This is a genomic window from Lysobacter sp. Root604, from assembly GCF_001427505.1.
In the GTDB taxonomy this organism is placed as follows: Bacteria; Pseudomonadota; Gammaproteobacteria; order Xanthomonadales; family Xanthomonadaceae; genus Lysobacter.
The window spans coordinates 468,207-487,387 of sequence record NZ_LMGS01000010.1 but is presented as its reverse complement, the minus strand read 5'-3'; the positions used below and the strand labels follow the sequence as shown (position 1 = coordinate 487,387).

General features: G+C 67.9%; 18 protein-coding genes and 1 pseudogene. 13 read left to right on the top strand and 6 right to left on the bottom strand.

Annotated elements, in window-relative coordinates; all coding sequences use genetic code 11:
* The first annotated feature begins 234 nt into the window (after nucleotides 1-234).
* Nucleotides 235-648, top strand: a complete 414-nt coding sequence (locus ASD69_RS17335; protein WP_157499275.1) for a hypothetical protein — start codon at nucleotides 235-237, stop codon at nucleotides 646-648.
* Nucleotides 649-816: 168 nt separating this feature from the next.
* Here the strand turns inward: ASD69_RS17335 and putA are convergent, their stop codons facing one another.
* Nucleotides 817-4,026 (bottom strand): bifunctional proline dehydrogenase/L-glutamate gamma-semialdehyde dehydrogenase PutA, encoded by a 3,210-nt coding sequence (gene putA / locus ASD69_RS17330; RefSeq protein ID WP_056181172.1) that lies wholly within the window; start codon nucleotides 4,024-4,026, stop codon nucleotides 817-819.
* A gap of 455 nt (nucleotides 4,027-4,481) precedes the next feature.
* Here putA and coxB point away from each other — a divergent pair, with 455 nt between their 5' ends.
* The 5 genes from coxB (at nucleotide 4,482) to ASD69_RS17310 (ending at nucleotide 8,892) form a co-directional block, all read left to right on the top strand.
* Nucleotides 4,482-5,411, top strand: a complete 930-nt coding sequence (gene coxB, locus ASD69_RS17325) for a cytochrome c oxidase subunit II (RefSeq protein WP_056181169.1) — start codon at nucleotides 4,482-4,484, stop codon at nucleotides 5,409-5,411.
* A gap of 27 nt (nucleotides 5,412-5,438) precedes the next feature.
* On the top strand, nucleotides 5,439-7,058 hold the full coding sequence (gene ctaD, locus ASD69_RS17320; protein ID WP_056181166.1) for a cytochrome c oxidase subunit I: 1,620 nt from the start codon (nucleotides 5,439-5,441) through the stop codon (nucleotides 7,056-7,058).
* Between the two features lie 150 nt (nucleotides 7,059-7,208).
* Nucleotides 7,209-7,355: a hypothetical protein gene (locus ASD69_RS22510; protein ID WP_200944024.1), complete on the top strand. Its 147-nt coding sequence runs from the start codon at nucleotides 7,209-7,211 to the stop codon at nucleotides 7,353-7,355.
* Entirely contained in the window at nucleotides 7,352-7,957 is a 606-nt protein-coding gene (locus ASD69_RS17315; RefSeq protein ID WP_056181163.1) for a cytochrome c oxidase assembly protein, read from the top strand. The genes ASD69_RS22510 and ASD69_RS17315 overlap by 4 nt, the downstream gene beginning before the upstream one ends.
* 56 nt (nucleotides 7,958-8,013) lie before the next feature.
* Complete coding sequence (locus tag ASD69_RS17310) at nucleotides 8,014-8,892, top strand: cytochrome c oxidase subunit 3 (RefSeq protein WP_056181161.1); 879 nt, start codon at nucleotides 8,014-8,016, stop codon at nucleotides 8,890-8,892.
* 127 nt (nucleotides 8,893-9,019) lie between these two features.
* Here the strand turns inward: ASD69_RS17310 and ASD69_RS17305 are convergent, their stop codons facing one another.
* The gene (locus tag ASD69_RS17305; protein WP_056181157.1) at nucleotides 9,020-9,244 is read right to left on the bottom strand and encodes a twin transmembrane helix small protein; all 225 of its coding nucleotides are present in this window, start codon (nucleotides 9,242-9,244) and stop codon (nucleotides 9,020-9,022) included.
* A gap of 66 nt (nucleotides 9,245-9,310) precedes the next feature.
* Between ASD69_RS17305 and ASD69_RS17300 the strand changes: the two genes are divergently transcribed.
* The 4 genes from ASD69_RS17300 (at nucleotide 9,311) to cyoE (ending at nucleotide 12,738) form a co-directional block, all read left to right on the top strand.
* Entirely contained in the window at nucleotides 9,311-10,030 is a 720-nt protein-coding gene (locus ASD69_RS17300) for an SURF1 family protein (protein ID WP_056181154.1), read from the top strand.
* Entirely contained in the window at nucleotides 10,027-10,596 is a 570-nt protein-coding gene (locus ASD69_RS17295; RefSeq protein WP_056181151.1) for a hypothetical protein, read from the top strand. The genes ASD69_RS17300 and ASD69_RS17295 overlap by 4 nt, the downstream gene beginning before the upstream one ends.
* Before the next feature lie 64 nt (nucleotides 10,597-10,660).
* Nucleotides 10,661-11,809: a COX15/CtaA family protein gene (locus ASD69_RS17290; protein WP_056181148.1), complete on the top strand. Its 1,149-nt coding sequence runs from the start codon at nucleotides 10,661-10,663 to the stop codon at nucleotides 11,807-11,809.
* Between the two features lie 2 nt (nucleotides 11,810-11,811).
* Nucleotides 11,812-12,738: a heme o synthase gene (gene cyoE / locus ASD69_RS17285; RefSeq protein ID WP_056181146.1), complete on the top strand. Its 927-nt coding sequence runs from the start codon at nucleotides 11,812-11,814 to the stop codon at nucleotides 12,736-12,738.
* Between the two features lie 22 nt (nucleotides 12,739-12,760).
* Here the strand turns inward: cyoE and ASD69_RS17280 are convergent, their stop codons facing one another.
* A complete protein-coding gene (locus ASD69_RS17280; RefSeq protein WP_056181143.1) occupies nucleotides 12,761-13,651 on the bottom strand; it encodes a PD40 domain-containing protein in 891 nt (296 codons plus the stop codon).
* A gap of 115 nt (nucleotides 13,652-13,766) precedes the next feature.
* On the opposite strand from ASD69_RS17280, the gene ASD69_RS17275 reads away from it, so the two are divergent.
* The 3 genes from ASD69_RS17275 to ASD69_RS17265 all read left to right on the top strand — a co-directional run bounded on the left by ASD69_RS17275 (nucleotide 13,767) and on the right by ASD69_RS17265 (nucleotide 16,658).
* Nucleotides 13,767-14,213 (top strand): RidA family protein, encoded by a 447-nt coding sequence (locus tag ASD69_RS17275; RefSeq protein ID WP_200944023.1) that lies wholly within the window; start codon nucleotides 13,767-13,769, stop codon nucleotides 14,211-14,213.
* 130 nt (nucleotides 14,214-14,343) lie between these two features.
* Entirely contained in the window at nucleotides 14,344-15,480 is a 1,137-nt protein-coding gene (locus tag ASD69_RS17270; protein WP_056181139.1) for a membrane dipeptidase, read from the top strand.
* Nucleotides 15,481-15,524: 44 nt separating this feature from the next.
* Nucleotides 15,525-16,658 carry a membrane dipeptidase gene (locus tag ASD69_RS17265; RefSeq protein ID WP_056181136.1) on the top strand — a complete coding sequence of 378 codons (1,134 nt, stop codon included), beginning with the start codon at nucleotides 15,525-15,527 and terminating at the stop codon, nucleotides 16,656-16,658.
* A 326-nt stretch (nucleotides 16,659-16,984) separates the two neighbouring features.
* On the opposite strand, the gene ASD69_RS22915 is transcribed toward ASD69_RS17265, so the two are convergent.
* The 3 genes and pseudogenes from ASD69_RS22915 to ASD69_RS17255 all read right to left on the bottom strand — a co-directional run bounded on the left by ASD69_RS22915 (nucleotide 16,985) and on the right by ASD69_RS17255 (nucleotide 19,176).
* Nucleotides 16,985-17,539, bottom strand: coding sequence for a hypothetical protein (locus ASD69_RS22915; protein ID WP_255357238.1), 555 nt, complete (start codon nucleotides 17,537-17,539; stop codon nucleotides 16,985-16,987).
* A pseudogene (dnaG, locus tag ASD69_RS17260) lies at nucleotides 17,516-18,754 on the bottom strand (DNA primase); the annotation flags it as partial. The gene ASD69_RS22915 and the pseudogene dnaG, both read right to left, overlap by 24 nt.
* A gap of 29 nt (nucleotides 18,755-18,783) precedes the next feature.
* Complete coding sequence (locus ASD69_RS17255) at nucleotides 18,784-19,176, bottom strand: hypothetical protein (protein ID WP_056181130.1); 393 nt, start codon at nucleotides 19,174-19,176, stop codon at nucleotides 18,784-18,786.
* Between the last annotated feature and the right edge of the window lie 5 nt (nucleotides 19,177-19,181).

The following is a 19,181-nucleotide window of genomic DNA, read 5'->3' as shown; positions in this document are numbered from 1 at the left end:
GGGCGGTCAGCTCTATTTTGTCCATAACGATCATTTGGGGCGGCTGGAGTGGGGCGCCGATGCGGCGCAGGGGTGCCGAGGGCCTTGTTTTCGCGTTCCTCCGTTACCGGTGGCCCCAAGTTGCTCACTATTCCGAAGGCGGGTTGTCTCTCTCCTTCGACGCGAGTAAGTCTGTAGATGCGATGATTTGCGGCGACTTGGATCTCGTCTGGCGGTTTGGGGGGGGGGAAGGCCATGAAACTTGCAGTCTGCGTGTTGGCGTTCTTGCTGGGCACGTGGTTCTCGGCGAGCTTCCTTGGAGCCGAGCACGTCGACATCCGCCTCCCGGCCGAAAGGCTCTGGGTTCTTTGCGGCTACGCATTGGCGACCGCAATGGCCTTCGCGACGCTTGAGGAATTCATCAGGAAGGTAGCGCCAGGCGTTCGTTACGGCTGGCTCACGGCGGTCATTGTTCTTCTGGCTTTCTTCTTTCTTGGGGCGTCGGTTGCTCGGCTGACTTATCTCACCGTTCAAAGCCAGGCTGCCTCCATTGATGCCGTAGCGGTTGGCTTCTTTCTGGGGTCTTTTTTATTGGCCATTGGCGTCGCTCTGCCAAAGATCGTGATGGCGGTGTTTAAGATCCGCAGGGCGCGCAAGAAGGGGGCGTAAGCAATCGGACTGGGTATCCCGCGGATGCATACTGCGAGCGACAACGAGGTGCGAGCGCGCTCGATAGAGGCTGCGATTCACGGAGCGCTCTGCCCCGCGTTGGCTTAACCCCAAAACCGACAGCCCCGCATTCGCGGGGCTGTCGGTTCTGCGGGATGCCGTACGCGATCAGTCGCCCAGCGTCAGCAACGACGCGTTGCCGCCGGCCGCCGTGGTGTTGACGGTGATCGTCTTCTCGGTGGTGAAGCGCGGCAGGTAGTGCGGGCCGCCGGCTTTGGGGCCGGTGCCGGACAGGTTCTGGCCGCCGAAGGGTTGCACGCCGACCACCGCGCCGATCTGGTTGCGGTTGACGTAGCAGTTGCCGACCTTGACCCGTGCGGCGATGCGTTCGATGGTCTCGTCGATGCGCGAGTGGATGCCCAGGGTCAGGCCGTAGCCGGTGGCGTTGATCGCGTCGATCACCGCGTCGAGCTGGTCGCCCTTCCAGCGGATCACGTGCAGGACCGGGCCGAAGACTTCCTTGTGCAGCTGGTCCAGCGACTTCAGCGCGTAGGCGCGCGGGGCGAAGTAGCTGCCGTGGGCGCTGTCGGCGTCGAGCGCGACTTCGGCGATCTTGGTCGCTTCCTGGTCCATGCGCGCGGCATGGTCGTTGAGCATCTTCAGCGCGTCTTCGTCGATCACCGGGCCGACGTCGGTGGAGAGCAGGCCGGGGTCGCCGACCTTCAGCTCGGCCATCGCGCCGGCCAGCATCGAGGTCACCTTGTCGGCGATGTCTTCCTGCACGAACAGCACGCGCGCGGCGGAGCAGCGCTGGCCGGCCGAGGTGAAGGCCGAGCCGATCGCGTCCTTGACCAGCTGTTCCGGCAGCGAGGAGGAGTCGGCGATCAGCGCGTTCTGGCCGCCGGTCTCGGCGATCAGCACGCCGATCGCGGCGTCGCGCGCGGCCAAGGCGCGGTTGATCGCGCGCGCGGTGTCGGTGGAGCCGGTGAAGGCCACGCCGGCCACGCGCGGGTCGCGGGTGAGCGCGGCGCCGACGGTGGCGCCGTCGCCGGGCAGGAACTGCAGCACCGCTTCCGGCACGCCGGCTTCGTGCAGCAGCTTCACCGCGTAGTAGCCGATCAGGTTGGTCTGCTCGGCCGGCTTGGCGATCACGCTGTTGCCGGCGGCCAGCGCGGCCGCGATCTGGCCGGCGAAGATCGCCAGCGGGAAGTTCCAGGGGCTGATGCAGACGAACACGCCGCGGCCGGACAGGTGCAGGGTGTTGGACTCGCCGGTCGGGCCCGGCAGCGCCTCGGGCGCGAACAGCTTGCGCGCCTGCTGGCCGTAGTAGCGCAGGAAATCGACCGCCTCGCGCACCTCGGCGACGCCGTCGGGGATGGTCTTGCCGGCTTCCTTGGTGCACAGCGCGATGTAAGCGGGCATGCGCTGTTCAAGCAGGTCGGCGGCGTGTTCGAGGATCGCGGCGCGGCTGGCGGCCGGCGTCGTATCCCAGGCTTCTTGCGCGGCGACCGCGTTCTTCAGCGCCAGCTCGACGGTGGCGGCATCGGCGGCGCGCCACTGGCCCACGGTCTCGCGACGGTCGGCCGGGTTGGTCACGGCGATGTCGGGGCCGGCGGCGTTGGCGCCCGGCACCAGCGGCGCGGCGCGCCAGTCGCCCACGGCGGCATTGACCTGCTCGGCCAGGGACTGCAGTTGCTGATCGTTGGCGAGGTTGACGCCCATGGAATTGGTCCTCTCGAAACCGTAGCTGCGGTACAGGTCGACCGGCAGCGGAATGCGCGGGTGGGGGATGCTGGCGAACGCGGACACGGTTTCGACCGGGTCGCGGATCAGTTCGTCGATCGCGATGTCTTCGTCGGTGATGCGGTTGACGAAGCTGGAGTTGGCGCCGTTCTCGAGCAGGCGCCGCACCAGGTAGGGCAGCAGGTCCTCGTGCGAGCCGACCGGCGCGTACACGCGGCAGGGCACGTCCAGGCGGTCGGCGGGCACGACTTCGGCGTAGAGGTCGTCGCCCATGCCGTGCAGCTTCTGGAACTCGAACGCGCGCCCGGCGGCCATGCGGTGCACGGTGGCGATGGTCTGGGCGTTGTGGGTGGCGAACATCGGATAGATCGCGTCGCTGGCTTCGAGCATGCGGCGCGCGTTGGCCAGGTAGGACACGTCGGTGTTGGGCTTGCGCGTGAACACCGGATAGCCGAGCTGGCCGTCGACCTGGGCGCGCTTGACCTCGCTGTCCCAGTAGGCGCCCTTGACCAGGCGCACTGGGATGCGGCGGCCGGTGCGGCGGGCCAGGTCGGCCAGGAAGTCGATCACCTCCGGCGCGCGCTTCTGGTAGGCCTGCACGGCCAGGCCGTAGCCCTGCCAGCCGTCCAGCGACTTGTCGGCGTAGGCCGCGGCGATCACGTCCAGCGACATTTCCAGGCGGTCGGCTTCCTCGGCGTCGATGGTGAAGCCGATGCCGTAGCGCTTGGCCAGCTGCGCCAGTTCCAGCACGCGCGGGGTGAGTTCGGCGAACACGCGCTCGCGCTTGGCGTGCTCGTAGCGCGGGTGCAGCGCCGACAGCTTGACCGAGATGCTGGGCGCGGCGAACACGTCGTGCTGCAGGTAGTGGCCGCCGGGCCCGCTCTTGCCGATCGCGTGGATCGCCTGGCGGTAGGCCTCCAGGTAGCGCAGCGCGTCCTTGGTGGTCAGGGCGCCTTCGCCCAGCATGTCGAAGGAATAGCGGTAACTGGCGTTGTCGCCCTTCTTGGAGCGCGACAGCGCCTCGTCGATGGTGCGGCCCATCACGAACTGGTGGCCCATGATGCGCATGGCCTGGCGCACGGCCAGGCGGATCACCGGCTCGCCGACGCGGCCGATCAGGCGCTTGAAGGCGTTATGGACGTCGCGCTTGGTGTGGTCGGCCAGATCGACCAGGTGGCCGGTCAGCATCAGGCCCCAGGTCGAGGCGTTGACCAGGACCGAGTCGGACTGGCCCAGGTGGCGCTTCCAGTCGGCCTCGCCGAGCTTGTCGCGGATCAGCTTGTCGGCGGTGTCCTGGTCCGGGATGCGCAGCAGCGCCTCGGCCACGCACATCAACAGCACGCCCTCCTCGCTGCCCAGGTCGTACTGGCGCATGAAGGCTTCGATCGCGCCCTGGTCCTGGGCGCGGGTGCGGACCCGCGCGACCAGGTCGGCGGCGGTGGCCTGCGCGGCCTGGCGGTCGCTCTCGGGCAGGCGGGCCTGTTCGAGCAGGCGTCCCACGTGTTGGGCCTCGTCGCGGACCCAGGCGGCGGTGATCGCCGCGCGCGGGCCGGCCGGGACCGGGGGGAGTTCGGGGCTGATCAGCGCGCGCGGCGGCGGGCCGTCGGCGGCGTCGGAGGAGGAGTCGATGGTCATTCGGACCGCAGCGCAGCGGAGGGGAGTCGCTTAGTTTAGAGCTTTCGGTCCAATCCGGACTGTCGTAAGCCGGCGTCCGGCGTTGCGGCCCGCGCATCGGAGCGCCGGGCGGCCCCGAATCGGGCCGAATGGAGCCGGTCGCCGCGCTGTCGGCGTCGGCCGGAGCGGCGGTCGGCAGGGCCCGCACAGCCCCCGGCGACGGTCGCTCCGGGCCGTTCGCGCAAGGCCCGCAGCGCGTGCGTGAACGCCTCGCGGGTTGCCGCAGAGCGGGTCGGAGGCTACCATTTCGCGGATTATCCGTAGCGCCGTCACCGGCGTGATGGGCCCTGGACGGGGCTCGCCAGCCACCTCCTTCCGGACGGTCCCCCGCGCCAGCATCTGGCCGGGCCGGTGCCGGGAGGGGCAGCCCGCGGAGCAGACAACGCAACCTTCTACGATTTTCGGGGCTCGAACTGATGAAAGCCGGTCGTTTCAAGCAGTGGGCAGTGGGTGTCGCCGCGATGGCGGTGCCGGTCCTTGCATTTGCTCAGGCGGCCGATCCCAAGCCGTGGCAGTTGAACATGGGCCGTGGCGTCACCGCGCAGTCGGTCAACGCCTACGAAGCGCACATGATGGCGCTGTGGATCTGCGTGGCGATCGGCATCCTGGTGTTCGGCGCGATGGCCGTGGCGATGTTCAAGTTCCGCCACTCCAAGGGCGCGGTGCCGGATAAGGACTTCACCCACAGCACCAAGCTGGAAATCATCTGGACCGTGGTCCCGGTGGTGCTGCTGGTGGCGATGGCGTTCCCGGCGACCAGCAAGCTCATCAAGATGTACGACACCCGCGAGTCGAAGATGACCATCAAGGTCACCGGCTACCAGTGGATGTGGAAGTACGACTACCTGGGCGAGAACGTCTCGTTCACCAGCCGCCTGGACCGCAAGAGCGACGCGCTGCGCCAGAGCAAGAAGACCGTCACCCAGGCCGACCACGAGCATTACCTGCTCGACGTCGACAACGTCCTGGTGCTGCCGACCGATACCAAGATCCGCTTCGTGATCACCGCCGACGACGTCATCCACGCGTGGTGGGTGCCGGCGCTGGGCTGGAAGCAGGACGCGATCCCGGGCATCGTCAACGAAGCCTGGACCGAGATCAAAGAGCCGGGCGTGTACCGCGGCCAGTGCGCCGAACTGTGCGGCAAGGACCACGGCTTCATGCCGATCGTCGTGCGCGCCGTGCCCAAGGCCGAGTACCAGCAGTGGCTCGCCGAGCAGAAGGCCAAGAACGCTCCGGCCGCGGCGCCCGCCGCCCCGGCTGCGCCGGCCGAAGCCGCTCCGGCGCCCGCGACGGCCGGCACCCCGAACTCCGACGCCACGACCGCTCCCGCGGTCGCCGGTTGATCGTCAAAGCATTCCTAGAGGTAGGCCATGGCAGCCACGCACCCCGTCGCCGATCATCACGATGATCATCACGCCCACCAGCAGGGCTTCATCGAACGTTGGTTCTTCTCGACCAACCACAAAGACATCGGCACGCTGTACCTGATCTTCAGCTTCGTGATGTTCATCATCGGCGCGGGCATGTCGGTGATCATCCGCGCCGAACTGGCGACCCCGGGCCTGCAGCTGGTCAGGCCCGAGTTCTTCAACCAGATGACCACCATGCACGCGCTGGTGATGATCTTCGGCGGCGTGATGCCGGCCTTCGTCGGCCTGGCCAACTGGATGATCCCGCTGCAGATCGGCGCGCCGGACATGGCGCTGCCGCGCATGAACAACTGGTCGTTCTGGATCCTGCCGTTCGCCTTCAGCCTGCTGCTGATGACGCTGTTCCTGCCGGGCGGCGCACCGGCCGGCGGCTGGACCCTGTACCCGCCGCTGTCGCTGCAGGGCGGCAACAACGTCGCCTTCACGATCTTCGCCATCCACATGATGGGCATCAGCTCGATCATGGGCGCGATCAACGTGATCGCGACCGTGCTCAACATGCGCGCGCCGGGCATCGACCTGCTGAAGATGCCGATCTTCTGCTGGACCTGGCTGATCACCGCCTTCCTGCTGATCGCGGTGATGCCGGTGCTCGCCGGCGCCGTGACCATGCTGCTGACCGACAAGTTCTTCGCCACCTCGTTCTTCAACGCGGCCGGCGGCGGCGACCCGGTGATGTTCCAGCACATCTTCTGGTTCTTCGGTCACCCCGAGGTCTACATCATGATCCTGCCGGCGTTCGGCGTGGTCTCGGAGATCATCCCGACCTTCAGCCGCAAGCCGCTGTTCGGCTACCAGGCGATGGTGTACGCGACCGCCTCGATCGCCTTCCTCTCGTTCATCGTGTGGGCCCACCACATGTTCACCGTCGGCATGCCGCTGGGTGGCGAGATCTACTTCATGTTCGCGACCATGCTGATCGCGGTGCCGACCGGCGTGAAGGTGTTCAACTGGGTCACCACCATGTGGCGCGGTTCGATCAGCTTCGAATCGCCGATGCTGTGGGCGATCGCGTTCGTGATCCTGTTCACCATCGGCGGCTTCTCGGGCCTGATGCTCGCGATCGTGCCGGCCGACTTCCAGTACCACGACACCTACTTCGTGGTCGCGCACTTCCACTACGTGCTGGTGACCGGCGCGCTGTTCTCGATCATCGCCGCGGTCTACTACTGGTGGCCGAAGTGGACCGGCCGCATGTACAACGAGACCGCCGCCAAGTTCCATTTCTGGTGGACGATCGTGTTCGTCAACCTGCTGTTCTTCCCGCAGCACTTCCTGGGCCTGGCCGGCATGCCGCGCCGCATCCCGGACTACAACGTGGTGTTCGCGGACTGGAACCTGATCAGCTCGATCGGCGCCTTCGGCATGTTCCTGACCCCGTTCATGATGCTGGGCATCCTGTGGCACTCGAAGAAGTACGGCGCCAAGGCCGAAGCGCGTTCGTGGGAAGGCGCCAAGGGCCTGGAGTGGACCCTGTCGAGCCCGCCGCCGCACCACAGCTTCAGCACGCCGCCGGTGATTCGCGATGGCGACCTGGCGCATGGCGACATCACTCATTGAGGCTTACGCCGCAGTAAGAAGCTCGGAGAACATTGCTTCGGATTGATACGGATTGCACGCCACATCCCCGCCTACTCCGCTGCGCGGAGCAGGCCGCCCCCTTTACTAAAGGGGGCTCCAAGGGCTGGCTTTCCGGAGCATAGGAAACGTATGAACAAGACGCCTGACAACTCGGATATCGCAGCGCGCCGCAAGAGCGCGCGGCGCACCGCGTTGTGGGCGGCGGCGATCGCGGTGACGGTGTACGTGTTGTTCATCCTTAGCGGCGTGATGTCGAGCGGTGTGGTCTCGAAATGAGCGCCGGCAGCGACGACCGCGGCAAGAAGAACACCGCCGGGCTGGTGAAGCTGGTGCTGGTGGCGCTGGCCGCGTTCGCCTTCACCTTCACCCTGGTGCCGCTGTACCGCATCGCCTGCGAGAAGGTGTTCGGCATCCGCCTGGAGCGCACCGCCGCCGAAGACGTGGGCCAGGCCCAGGACCAGGCCAAGGGTGCGCGCACCGTCACCGTGCAGTTCGACGGCGGCGTCAATTCCAAGCTGCCGTGGTCGTTCCATCCCAACCAGGTCACCATGCAGGTGCGCCCGGGCGAGCAGTACGAAACCACCTACTACGCGCATAACGACAGCGACCGCACCATCGTCGGCAGCGCCGTGCCCTCGGTCGCGCCCGCGCGCGCCTCGGGCTATTTCAGCAAGACCGAATGCTTCTGCTTCACCGCGCAGACCCTGGCGGCGGGCGAGAAGCGCGACATGCCGGTGCGTTTCATCGTCGACCCCAATCTGCCGGCCGACGTCAACACGATCACGCTGTCGTATACCTTCTTCAAGAACGATGTGCTCACTGCGCGACAGCAGGGCTCGACGGCCAAGACGCCGGCGTCGCCGCTGTCGGCGCCGTGATCCCGGTTTCGCCGCGCACGCCCCTTCATCAGTACCGAACCTAACGGAACGCCGCCATGGCCCAAGCACACACGCCAGACGCCAACACCTACTTCGTGCCGCACAGCAGCCGCTGGCCGTTCCTCGGTTCGATCGCCCTGTTCACCACGATGATCGGCATCGCCAGCTGGCTCAACGAAGTCAGCTGGGGCAAGCCCACCTTCTTCGTCGGCCTGGCCCTGATGTGCGGCGTGCTGTTCGGCTGGTTCGGCGACGTGATCCGCGAATCGGTGCGTGGCCACTACAACCGCCAGGTCGATATCTCGTTCCGCATGGGGATGATGTGGTTCATCTTCTCCGAAGTGATGTTCTTCGCGGCCTTCTTCGGCGCGCTGTTCTACGCCCGCCAGTTCGCGTTGCCGTGGCTCAGCGGCGTCGGCGACGGCGTGATGACCAACAGCCTGCTGTGGAGCGGTTACGCCGCCGGTTGGCCGACCAACGGCCCGGGCGCCGTCGGTGGCGTGTTCGAGACCATCCCGGCCTGGGGCCTGCCGCTGCTCAACACCATGATCCTGCTGACCTCGGGCATCACCGTGACCATCGCGCACCACGCGCTGAAGGCCGGTCACCGCAAGCAGCTGCTGGTGTTCCTGGGCCTGACCGTGGCCCTGGGCTGCCTGTTCCTGTTCTACCAGGCCGAGGAATACATCCACGCCTACAAGGAGCTGAACCTGACCCTGGGTTCGGGCATCTACGGTTCGACCTTCTTCATGCTCACCGGCTTCCACGGCGCGCACGTGACGCTGGGCACCCTGATGCTGGCGATCATCTGGTTCCGCTGCCTGAAGGGCCATTTCGACAAGGACAACCACTTCGCGTTCGAGGCGGTGGCCTGGTACTGGCACTTCGTCGACGTGGTCTGGCTGGGCCTGTTCCTGTTCGTCTACGTGCTTTAACAGCCGGGATTCGGGAGTAGGGATTCGGGATTCGCAAGGGCGAAGCTCGAATTCCTAGGCCAAAGCAAAAAGCGACGGGCCTGCCGTCGCTTTTGCTTTTAGCGAATCCCGAATCCCAAATCTCGAATCACGGATTTCGGCCGACACCGTGCGGCTGGATCCAGCCCATCTTGATCGACAGGATGATGATCAGGATCAGCGCGACGGACAGCGCGATGCGGCGGGTCAGCGCGTTCACCGTGCGCTTGCTCTGCCCCTTGTCCACGAGCATGTAATAGAGGCCGGCGCCCAGGTTCCAGAGAATGACGACCAGGAACGCAATGATCAGCAGGGTCTTGAGCGAGTCGTTCATGGCGGCCTCCGGCGGCGCGCGCGATACCGCGAAAGCCGGATTATCGCAGTCCGGCCGGAGGATGTCGTGAGCCGTCGGCGCAACCTGATCGTGGGCTGGACGCTGGCGCTGCTGACCATCGCGGCGTTCGTCAACCTGGGCCTGTGGCAGTCGCGGCGCGCGGTCGAGAAGCAGGCCATGCTTGACGCCTCGGCGCGCGTGGTGGGCGAACGCCGGCCGGGTTCGTTGGCGCTGGCTGCCGATCCGGCGCGGCGCCGCGACTACGACTGGGCCGCCGGCCGCGGCGCGTTCGACGCGCGCGGCGCCCTGCTGCTGGACAACCAGCAGCGCAACGGCCGCGCCGGCGTGCGCGTCTATCGCGTGTTCGTGCCCGAGCAGGGCGCGCCGCTGCTGGTCGACCTGGGTTGGCTGGCGCTGGACGGCCAGCGCCGTTTCCCCAGCATCCCGCGCCCCGAGGGCGGTCTGGAGCTGCGCGGCCTGCTCGCGCCGCCGCCCTCGACCGGCATCGCGCTGGGGCCGGCGCTGGGCCGCCAAGGCGAGGGCTGGCTGCTGACCCGCGTCGATACCGACGCGATCGGCGCCGGCATCGGCCTGTCGGTGCCGCTGGCGCCGCGCGTGCTGCGCCTGGATCCGGCCTTGAAGCTGGGCTACGAGCGCGACCTGGAATTGCTCGCCAACACCCTGCCGCCGGAACAGCACCGTGGCTATGCGCTGCAGTGGTTCGCGCTGGCCGCGGCGGTGCTGGCCACCGCCTTGATACTCACTTTCCGGAAATCCCGTCGATGAACGTTCCTCCCACCGACGCCAAGCGCAATCGCAATCGCGTGATGCTGCTGGCGATCTTCGCGCTGTTCTTCGGCAGCATGCTGGTCGCCGGCGCCCTGCGTTTCTCCGGTTGGCGCCCGCACGGCATGAAGAACCACGGCGAGCTGCTGCAGCCGCCGGGCGACCTGCGCCAGGTCGTGCCGCGCCTGGCCGACGGCAAGCCCTACCAGTGGCGTCCGGCCGAGCGCCTGTGGCGCATCGCGCTGGCGCCGCCGGCCGAGTGCACCGCCGCTTGCGTCAAGCTCGCGCGCGACCTCGACACCGTCTGGCAGCTGTTCGGCAAGGATGCGGATCAGGTCCACATACTGTGGATCGGCCAGCCGCCCGCGGGCGCTGCGCATCCGGCCGCGTTGCGCATCGTGCAACCCTCGCCGCAACTGCGCACCGGCTTGCCGCGCCTGGACGATCCCAAGGGCGTGCCGGTCTATGTGATCGACCCGAACGGCTTCGTGATTCTGCGCTACGCTCCCGGCTTCGATCCGGCCGACCTGCGCGAAGACCTGTCCCGGCTGCTGAAACTGATGTGACCCGGCCGCGGGTCGCTACAGCGCCCGCGCCCTGTCGCCACCGAGTCAACCGCAAGAGTTCCGCATGAACGTGACGTTCAAACCGACCTGGTACCGCAACTTCCACCGCATCGCCTGGCTGGCGGTCGCGCTCGCGCTGTGCGTGATCGTGTTCGGCGCGTTCGTGCGCCTGTCCAACGCCGGTCTGAGCTGCCCCGATTGGCCGACCTGCTACGGGCGCGCCGCGTGGCCGACGGCCGCGCACGAGGCCAGCGATCATGTCGCCACCGCGATCCGTCCGGTCGAGGTGCACAAGGCCTGGCGCGAACAGTTCCACCGCATGATCGCCGGCCTGCTCGGCGTGCTGACCCTGACCCTGGCGCTGCTGGCCGCGCGCCGGCGTCGTTACGGCGTGGCTCAGGTGATCGTGGCCGCTGTGCTGGTTGCGGTCTCGATTCCGCTGTACATGAAGGGCCAGCACGTCGCCGCGTCGGTGCTGGCCGCATTGGGCGAAGCGATCCTGCTGATCGCCGCGCTGCGCTGGAACAACAGCGACTTGTCGCGCGTGGCCGCGCTGACCCTGGCGGTGATCGTGTTCCAGGCCCTGCTGGGCATGTGGACCGTGACCTGGCTGCTCAAGCCCATCGTGGTCATGGGCCATCTGCTCGGCGGCTTGCTGACTTTCTCGCTGCTGCTGTGGATGGCCTGGCGCGCGACCGATCTGCCGATCCGTCTGGCCGAGGCGGTCACGGTGCGCAAGCTGGTGATCCTGGGCATCGTCCTGCTCGGCGTGCAGATCGCGCTGGGCGGCTGGACCAGCGCCAACTACGCCGCGCTGGCCTGCGGCAACGATTTCCCGACCTGCGTCGGCCAGTGGTGGCCCAAGCACGACGTGCGCGAGGCCTTCGTGCTGTGGCGCGGCATCGGCGTGGACTACGAAGGCGGCATCCTCGACGGCGAGGCGCGCATCGCGATCCAACTCGCCCACCGCGCGATGGCGATGCTGGTGTTCGTGTACCTGCTGGGCCTGGCGGTGAAGCTGCTGCGCACGCCGGGCATGCTCGGCTGGGGCACGCTGCTCGCGCTGCTGACCCTGGCCCAGGTCGGTCTGGGCATCGCCAACGTCAAGCTCGGCCTGCCGCTGACGGTCGCGGTGCTGCACAACGCCGGCGCGGTGCTGTTGCTGTTCGTGCTGGTGTCCCTGCTGGCGCGCCTGCGCGCGCCGGAGCACTGAGCATGGCCGCCGCCCACGCCAGCCTGCGCCAGTACTGGTCGTTGACCAAGCCGCGCGTGGTCGCGCTGATCGTCTTCACCGCCCTGGTCGGGATGCTGCTCGCGGTCGACGGCGTGCCCACCGGCGCGGAGACCTTGCGCGGGCTGCTCGGCTTCCTCGGCATCTGGTTGGCCGCGTCCAGCGCGGCGGCGATCAACCAATTGCTGGACTCGCGCATCGACGCCAAGATGGCGCGCACCTCGTGGCGTCCCATCGTCGCCGGCCAGATCACCCCGAGCCAGGCGCTGGTGTTCGCGCTGATCCTGGCCGCGCTGTCGATGGCGATCCTGATCCTGTGGGTGAACACGCTGACGGCGGTGCTCACCTTCGCTTCGCTGATCGGTTACGCGGTGATCTACACCGTCTTCCTCAAACGCGCGACCCCGCAGAACATCGTGATCGGCGGCATCGCCGGCGCGGCGCCGCCGGCGCTGGGCTGGGCCTCGATCACCGGCACCCTCGACCCGCACGCACTGCTGCTGGTGCTGATCATCTTCGTGTGGACGCCGCCGCACTTCTGGGCGCTGGCGATCTTCCGTCGCGAGGACTACGCGCGCGCGATGGTGCCGATGCTGCCGGTCACCCACGGCGTGCAGTACACGCGCTGGCAGATCCTGTTCTACACCGTGCTGCTGGTGGCGGTGACCGTGCTGCCCTGGGCGACCGGCATGAGCGGTCTGTTCTATCTCGGCGGCGCGCTGGTGCTGGGTGCGGTGTTCCTGGGCTACGCCTGGAAGCTGATGGACCCGCCGGACGAGCTGTACGCGATGAAGGTGTTCAACTACTCCATCGTCTACCTGATGGCGCTGTTCGCGTTCTTGCTGGTCGACCATTGGCTGCTGCCGCTGATGCAGCCGGGGCCGTTGTTCGAATTGCAGCCGGTGGCTTAAAGCCGGCGCGTATAGATCGGCCTCAGCCGCCGCAGCGCGGCGGCCAATTCGTGTCCAGGGTCGGCTGCAGGTCGACCAGGAACAGTTCTCCGGAATCGCGCTCGTTGGCGACCTGGCCGAACAGCACCCGATCGCCCTTGGGCGAGAACAAGGGCCCGACCTGGAACACGTCCTCGCGCGCGGGCACGCGTCCGCGCGCGACCCAGCCTTTGCCTGTGCGCGCGAACCGGTACAGGTGCGAACGCCCGTCGCCGCGCTGCCCGACCAGGATCAACTGGTCCTCGTCGCGCGATACCTCGACTTCGTACTCCTGTTCGGCGGTGCTGATCGGCGGGCCGACCAGGCTCACGTCCCAGCCGCCGTCGTTGCGCAGCCGGCCCTCGTAGATGTCGGTCAGGCCCGGCCCGCCGGGGCGCGAGGACCCGAAGTACAACCGGCCGCTCGCGGTCTCGCGTGGCAGCAGTTCCGATTCGGGCGAGTTCACCGGCGCCGGCAGGCGCTGCGGCGCCGACCACGCGCCGCTGGCATCGCGCCGCACCATCCAGATATCCAAGTCGTCGGCGTTCGCACCCTGGCGCGAGGACACGTAGTACAGGCGCTGGCCGTCGTGGCTGACAAAGGGGTCGGCCTCCTGCGCGTCCGGCGGGCCGGCGAAGGGCGGCGGCAGCGGCGCGCTCCAGCCACCGGGCTCGCAGCGCGACATCAGCAGGCGGTAGCGGCCGAAGGCGCGGTCGCTGCGCATGAAGTAGAGCTCGCGGCCGTCGGGGGTGAACGTGGGCGAGGATTCGTACTGGTCGCTCGCGATCGCGGCGGGCGTCCACGGCCGCGCCTGCGGGTGTGGCTCGCCGGCATGGCAGGACAGCGGGAGCAGAGGAAGCAGGCACCAGCCCAGGCGCGGGAACGCTCGTCGCATCGCGGCATGCTCGGGCGGTTCGGCTGCGCCCCGGTAATCCCAGGCTAGCGCGCCTCTACCGGTAAAACAAGTTTTAACGGTTATGATCGCGACCTATCCGAAACGAGGGCGGGCGATGGACAGGAGAGGCTTCTGCGCGATCGGTCTGGCGCTGCCGCTGACGACGACGCCGGCCGCAGACGGCAAAATGGAGCGGCGCAGCTACGCCGTCGCCGACGGCACCTACGCCCAGGCCGCGGAGATACGCGAGCCGAGGCGGCTGCTGTTCGTGAGCGGGCAGGTGCCGGCCGACGCCGAGGGCGAGGTGCCGGCGGGATTCCGCGATCAATGCGCGCTGGCCTGGCGCAACGTCGGCGCCCAGCTCGAGGCCGCGGGCATGGCCTACGAACACCTGGTCAAGGTCACGGTCTATCTGGCCAGGCGCGAGGATCGCGAGCTCGCGCGCGAGGTCCGTCAGCAGGTGCTGGGCCGTCTAGCGCATCCGCCTGCCTTGACCGTGGTCGTGGTTGAGATCTACGACGGCGCCTGGCTGCTGGAGATCGAGGCGATCGCGGCGGCGTGATCGGCGGTCGCGCCCGGGCAGGCGCCGCCCCGGCGCGGTTCCGTCTCCCGAGCGGACGATGCGTTGAATCGGTCAATCGCGGAGCCGTGGACTGGGCTAGAGTCTGCGCGACGCACCACGGAGGGCAGGCATGATCGATCGACGCACGTTCATCGGCGCCGCGGGACTGGCCGCATTGGCCGCCGCCAGCAATCCCGTATTCGCCGCCGCGGCCGCGCCGCCGCGCTGGAAGCCGTATCGCGACACCCTCGCGATCGACGCGCTAGGCGGCAGCGAGCTGTTCTACATCAAACCCGACGACCCGGCCGTGCCCAATGCCGTGCAGGCGCTGCGCGAATGCGGGCTCAGCGGCATCATGGCCAGCGTCGCGCCGCAGGGCCGCTTCTGGTACACCGACCAGGCTTACGCCGAAACCAAACAGCGCGTCGAGGACTGGAAGGCGGTGATCGCACGCCATCCCGACGTGATGATGCTGGTGCGCGATGCCGCCGATCTCAAGCGCGCCCAGCGCGAGCGCCGGATCGGCATCATCTTCACCTTCCAGGGCACCGAGCCGCTGGGCGAGGACGTCGACCGTATCGCCCAGTTCCGCGAACAGGGCCTGCGCGTGCTGCAACTCACCCACAACCGTCGCAACCTGGTCGGCGACGGCTGCATGGAGCCGGGCAACGCCGGGCTGAGCAATTTCGGCCATCAGGTGGTCGAGCGGCTCAACGCCGAAAAGATCGTGGTCGATCTGGCCCATGGCGCGCCACGTACCATCCGCGAAGGCATCCAGGCCTCGAAGGCGCCGGTGTTGATCGGACACACTGGTTGCCGGGCCCTGTCCGACGTGCCGCGCATGGTCTACGACGCCGAGCTCAAGCTGCTGGCCGACCGCGGCGGCGTCGCCGGCATCATGTTCTGGCCCTACCTGCGCGCGCAGGGCCAGCAGACCTCGGCCGACATCATCCGCCACATCGAGCACGCGCTGAAGGTCTGCGGCGAGGACCATGTCGGCATCGGCACCGATCTCAACCTGACCGCGGTCGACATCACGCCCGAGTACGTGAAAGACAACACCGAGATGATCAAGGGCATGATCGGCGACGGCATCTTCGAAAAGGGACGCGATCCCAACCTGTTCCTGTTCGCGCCCGACCTCAACACCGCCGACCGCTTCGAGACTTTGGCCGGCATGCTGTCGGCGCGCGGGCATTCCGACGCGCGCATCGCCAAGATCCTGGGCGGAAACTTCGCGCGGGTGATGACCGAAGTCTGGGGCTGATCGATCGCGGCGATCGCCGCGATCCCACCAATGGAGAGCACTGCATGGCAAATAGACGCGAGTTCCTGATCGGCGCCGGCGCCCTGGCGTTGGCGAGTTGGGCCAAGGGCGCGCATGCGCTGACGCCGCCGGCGCCGCTGCCGACCTGGGCGCCCTACGCCAGGACCTTCGCGCTGGACGCCTGCGGCACGATCGGGCGCCAGGACCATCAGCCCGACGCCATGCTCAGCGCCGAGGAGCTGGCCGACCTGCGCGAATCCGGACTGAGCGCTCTGCAGATCACGGTGGCGCCGGTGGGCCACTATCTCAACGCCTTCGAAGAGACCATGGGCCAGATCGCGTTCTGGGACGCGGAGCTGGCCGCGCACCCCGAGCAACTGCTGTCGTTGCGCGACGCGGCCGACCTGCAGCGCGCACGCGATGAGAACAAGACCGGCCTGATCTACAACTTCCAGGACACCACGCCCTTCGGCGAGGATCTCGATCGCGTGGGCGTGTTCTATCAGCTTGGCGTGCGCTCGGTGCAGCTGACCTACAACCTGCGCAACCTGGTCGGCGACGGCTGCCTGGAGCCGGCCAATGCCGGCTTGAGCAAGTTCGGTCGTCAGCTGATCGAAGCGCTCAATCAGAAGAAGATGGTGGTCGACCTCGCCCACAGCGGCCAGCGCACCGCGCTGGAGGCGATCGCGGCCTCGAAGTCGCCGGCGGTCATCAGCCACACCGGCTGCGCCGCGTTGGCCGCGTTGCCGCGCAACAAGACCGACGCCGAACTGCGCGCGGTCGCCGAGCGCGGCGGCGTGGTCGGGATCTACTTGATGCCGTTCCTGCGCACCCAGGGCCAGCCGATGGCGGCCGACCTGATCGCGCATCTGGAGCACGCGGTGAACGTCTGCGGCGAGGACCATGTCGGCATCGGCACCGACGGCACCGTGTCGGCGACCCAGCTGACCGCGCAGTACAAGGCCGAGCACCGCAAGTTCATCGCCGAGCGCCGCGCCAAGGGCATCTCGGCGCCGGGCGAGGCGGATGACGTGTATCTGATCCTGCCCGACCTCAACCATCCGCGCCGCTTCGAAACCCTGGGCGCGATGCTGTCGGCGCGCGGGCACTCGGACGCGCGCATCGGCAAGATCCTGGGCGGCAACTTCAAGCGGGTGATGAGCGAAGTCTGGGGTTGAGCCCTGGGCTGCGGCCGAGGACGTCGACGCGATCGAGAGCGTCGACGTAGGGTGCGGTGAGCGCTATCGAACCGCACCGTCGCGCGGGTGCGTGGCATGGCGATGGTGCGGTTGCCACCGCACCCTACGGAGCCGTTGCCGTCATTCCCGCGAAGGCGGACTCCCCCTTACTTCGGCGGGGCGGAACAACCAGTAGGGTGTGGTGAGCGCTAGCGAACCGCACCGTCGCGCGAGTACGAGGCATGGCGATGGTGCGGTTGTCACCGCACCCTACGGATGCTGTGGGCGCATCACGCGCATCATGCGATGCGCCGCACCCGCTCCACTCAGAGCGCCGGCCCCGAATACCCCGCGATCTGCGCGCGCAGCGCGCGCGCGTCCTGCAGCAGGCGCGCGGTTTCGGCGCGCTCGTCCATGCTCAACGCCGAGGGGCCGAGTTCGCGCAACTTGTCGGCGATCTCGGCCTGGCGCTGTTCCACCGCCTGCAACTCGAGCTGGCTCATGGTGCCGAGGAAATAGCGATTGATGACCTGCTCGTCGCCGACGAAGCTGCTGGCGGCGAGCTTCTGCAGCGCCTTGGCTTCCTCGCGTTCGGCGAAGTGTTCGATCAGCGCGCCGGTGTTGATGTCCGGGCGCGCGGCGATCAGTTCGACGATCTCGGTCAGCAGCTCCACGCCATTCTGGCGCAGCGCGGAGAAGCGGTAGGGCGACTGCAGTTCCAGCGCCAGCGCGGGCTGCTGCAACAGCAGTTCTATCGCCGCGCGCACCAGCGAGCGCTTCTGCGTCGGCGCGCCGGCGCGCGCGCGCTGCGCGGGTACGTGGGTCTCGGGCGCGCTCGCGCGCGCGCCGACGCCGGTGAGTTCGGTCAGGCGCTGGCGCATCAGGTCGCCGAAGGCGCCGTCGGGAATCTGCGCCAGCAGCGGCTTGGCGCGCTCGGCCAGGCGGCCCTTGCCTTCCAGCGTGCCCAGGTTGACGTCGGCGGCCAACGAGTCGAACAGGAACTGCGACAGCGGCGTGGCCTCGCGCAGACGCCGGTCGAAGCCCTCCGCGCCTTCCTTGCGCACCAGCGAATCCGGGTCCTCGCCCTCGGGCAGGAACAGGAAGAAGGCCTGGCGGCCGTCCTTCATGCGCGGCAGCACCGATTCCACCGCCTTCCAGGCCGCGCCGCGGCCGGCGCGGTCGCCGTCGAAACAGAAATACACGTCGGCCGCGTTGCGGAACAGCAGCTCGGCGTGGTCGGGCGTGGTCGCGGTACCCAGGGTGGCCACCGCGGTGTCGACGCCGTGTTGGAACAGCGCGACCACGTCCATGTAACCCTCGACCACGATCAGGCGCGGGATCTTGTTGTGGGCCTGGCGGACCTGCCACAGGCCGTAGAGTTCGCGACCCTTGTGGAACAGCTGGGTCTCGGGCGAGTTGAGGTACTTGGGCCCGTCTTCCTTGTCCAGCACGCGCCCGCCGAAGGCGATGGTGCGGCCGCGGCGGTCGTGGATCGGGAACATCACCCGGTCGCGGAACTTGTCGTAGACGCGGCCGCTGTCGTTCTTGGAGAACAGGCCGGCGCGCTCCAGCAGCTTCATGCGGCGCTCGTCGGTGCCCAGCGCGTCGCGCAGTGCGTTGAAGCCGTCGGGCGCATAGCCGATGCCGAAGCGTTCGCGGATGTCGGCGCTGACGCCGCGGCTGTCGAGATAGCCCTGGGCCTTGCCGCTGATGCCGTACTGCTTCTGGAAGAAACGCGAGGCCGCTTCGACCGCGGCGTAGAGATCGCGGCTGTCGGAATCCTCGTTGCGCTGCTGGGTGTCGCGCGGCACTTCCACGCCGACGCGCTTGGCCAGCTCCTCGACCGCGTCGAGGAACTCGAGGCGGTCGTAGTTCATCAGGAAGCTGATCGCGGTGCCGTGCGCGCCGCAGCCGAAGCAGTGATAGAACTGCTTGGTCGGCGAGACCGTGAACGAGGGCGAGCGCTCGTCGTGGAACGGGCACCGTGCCGAGTATTCCTTGCCTTGGCGCTTCAACGGGATGCGCGCGCCTATCAGCTCGACGATGTCGGAGCGGGCGAGGAGGTCGTCGATGAAGGCGTCGGGGATGCGGGCCATCGGAGGGCTAGGATGCCATGAGCCGGGGGCTAGGCGGGCTCGCCGTGGAATGGCTCGGCGACGATCTGTTGCAGGTCTTCGTACACGATGTAGCCGGGGCGATCGGCCATGACCATCTCGACCGAATGGCCCCGCTCCCAGAGCAGCGTCGCGACGGCCCGCATGCGGTCGACGGCCGGCGTGGCTTCGGCTTTCAGCCAGGAAACGCCATGGGTGTTCTTGTGGGACACGTTACGTTTCCGCGCGAAACGATCCGGTACCGGAAGATTCAACTCCAGCCAACGCAGATGTTCGCCGAGCTGCGCATGTTCCCATTCTGTGAGCTCGCCGGAACGGAGTTGCTCGTAGGCGAGCGTCAGCAGGCCAGTCGCTTGCCCGGTGCGCCAGTCGCGCGCCGGGATGACGAACCGCAGGAAAGGCATCGCAC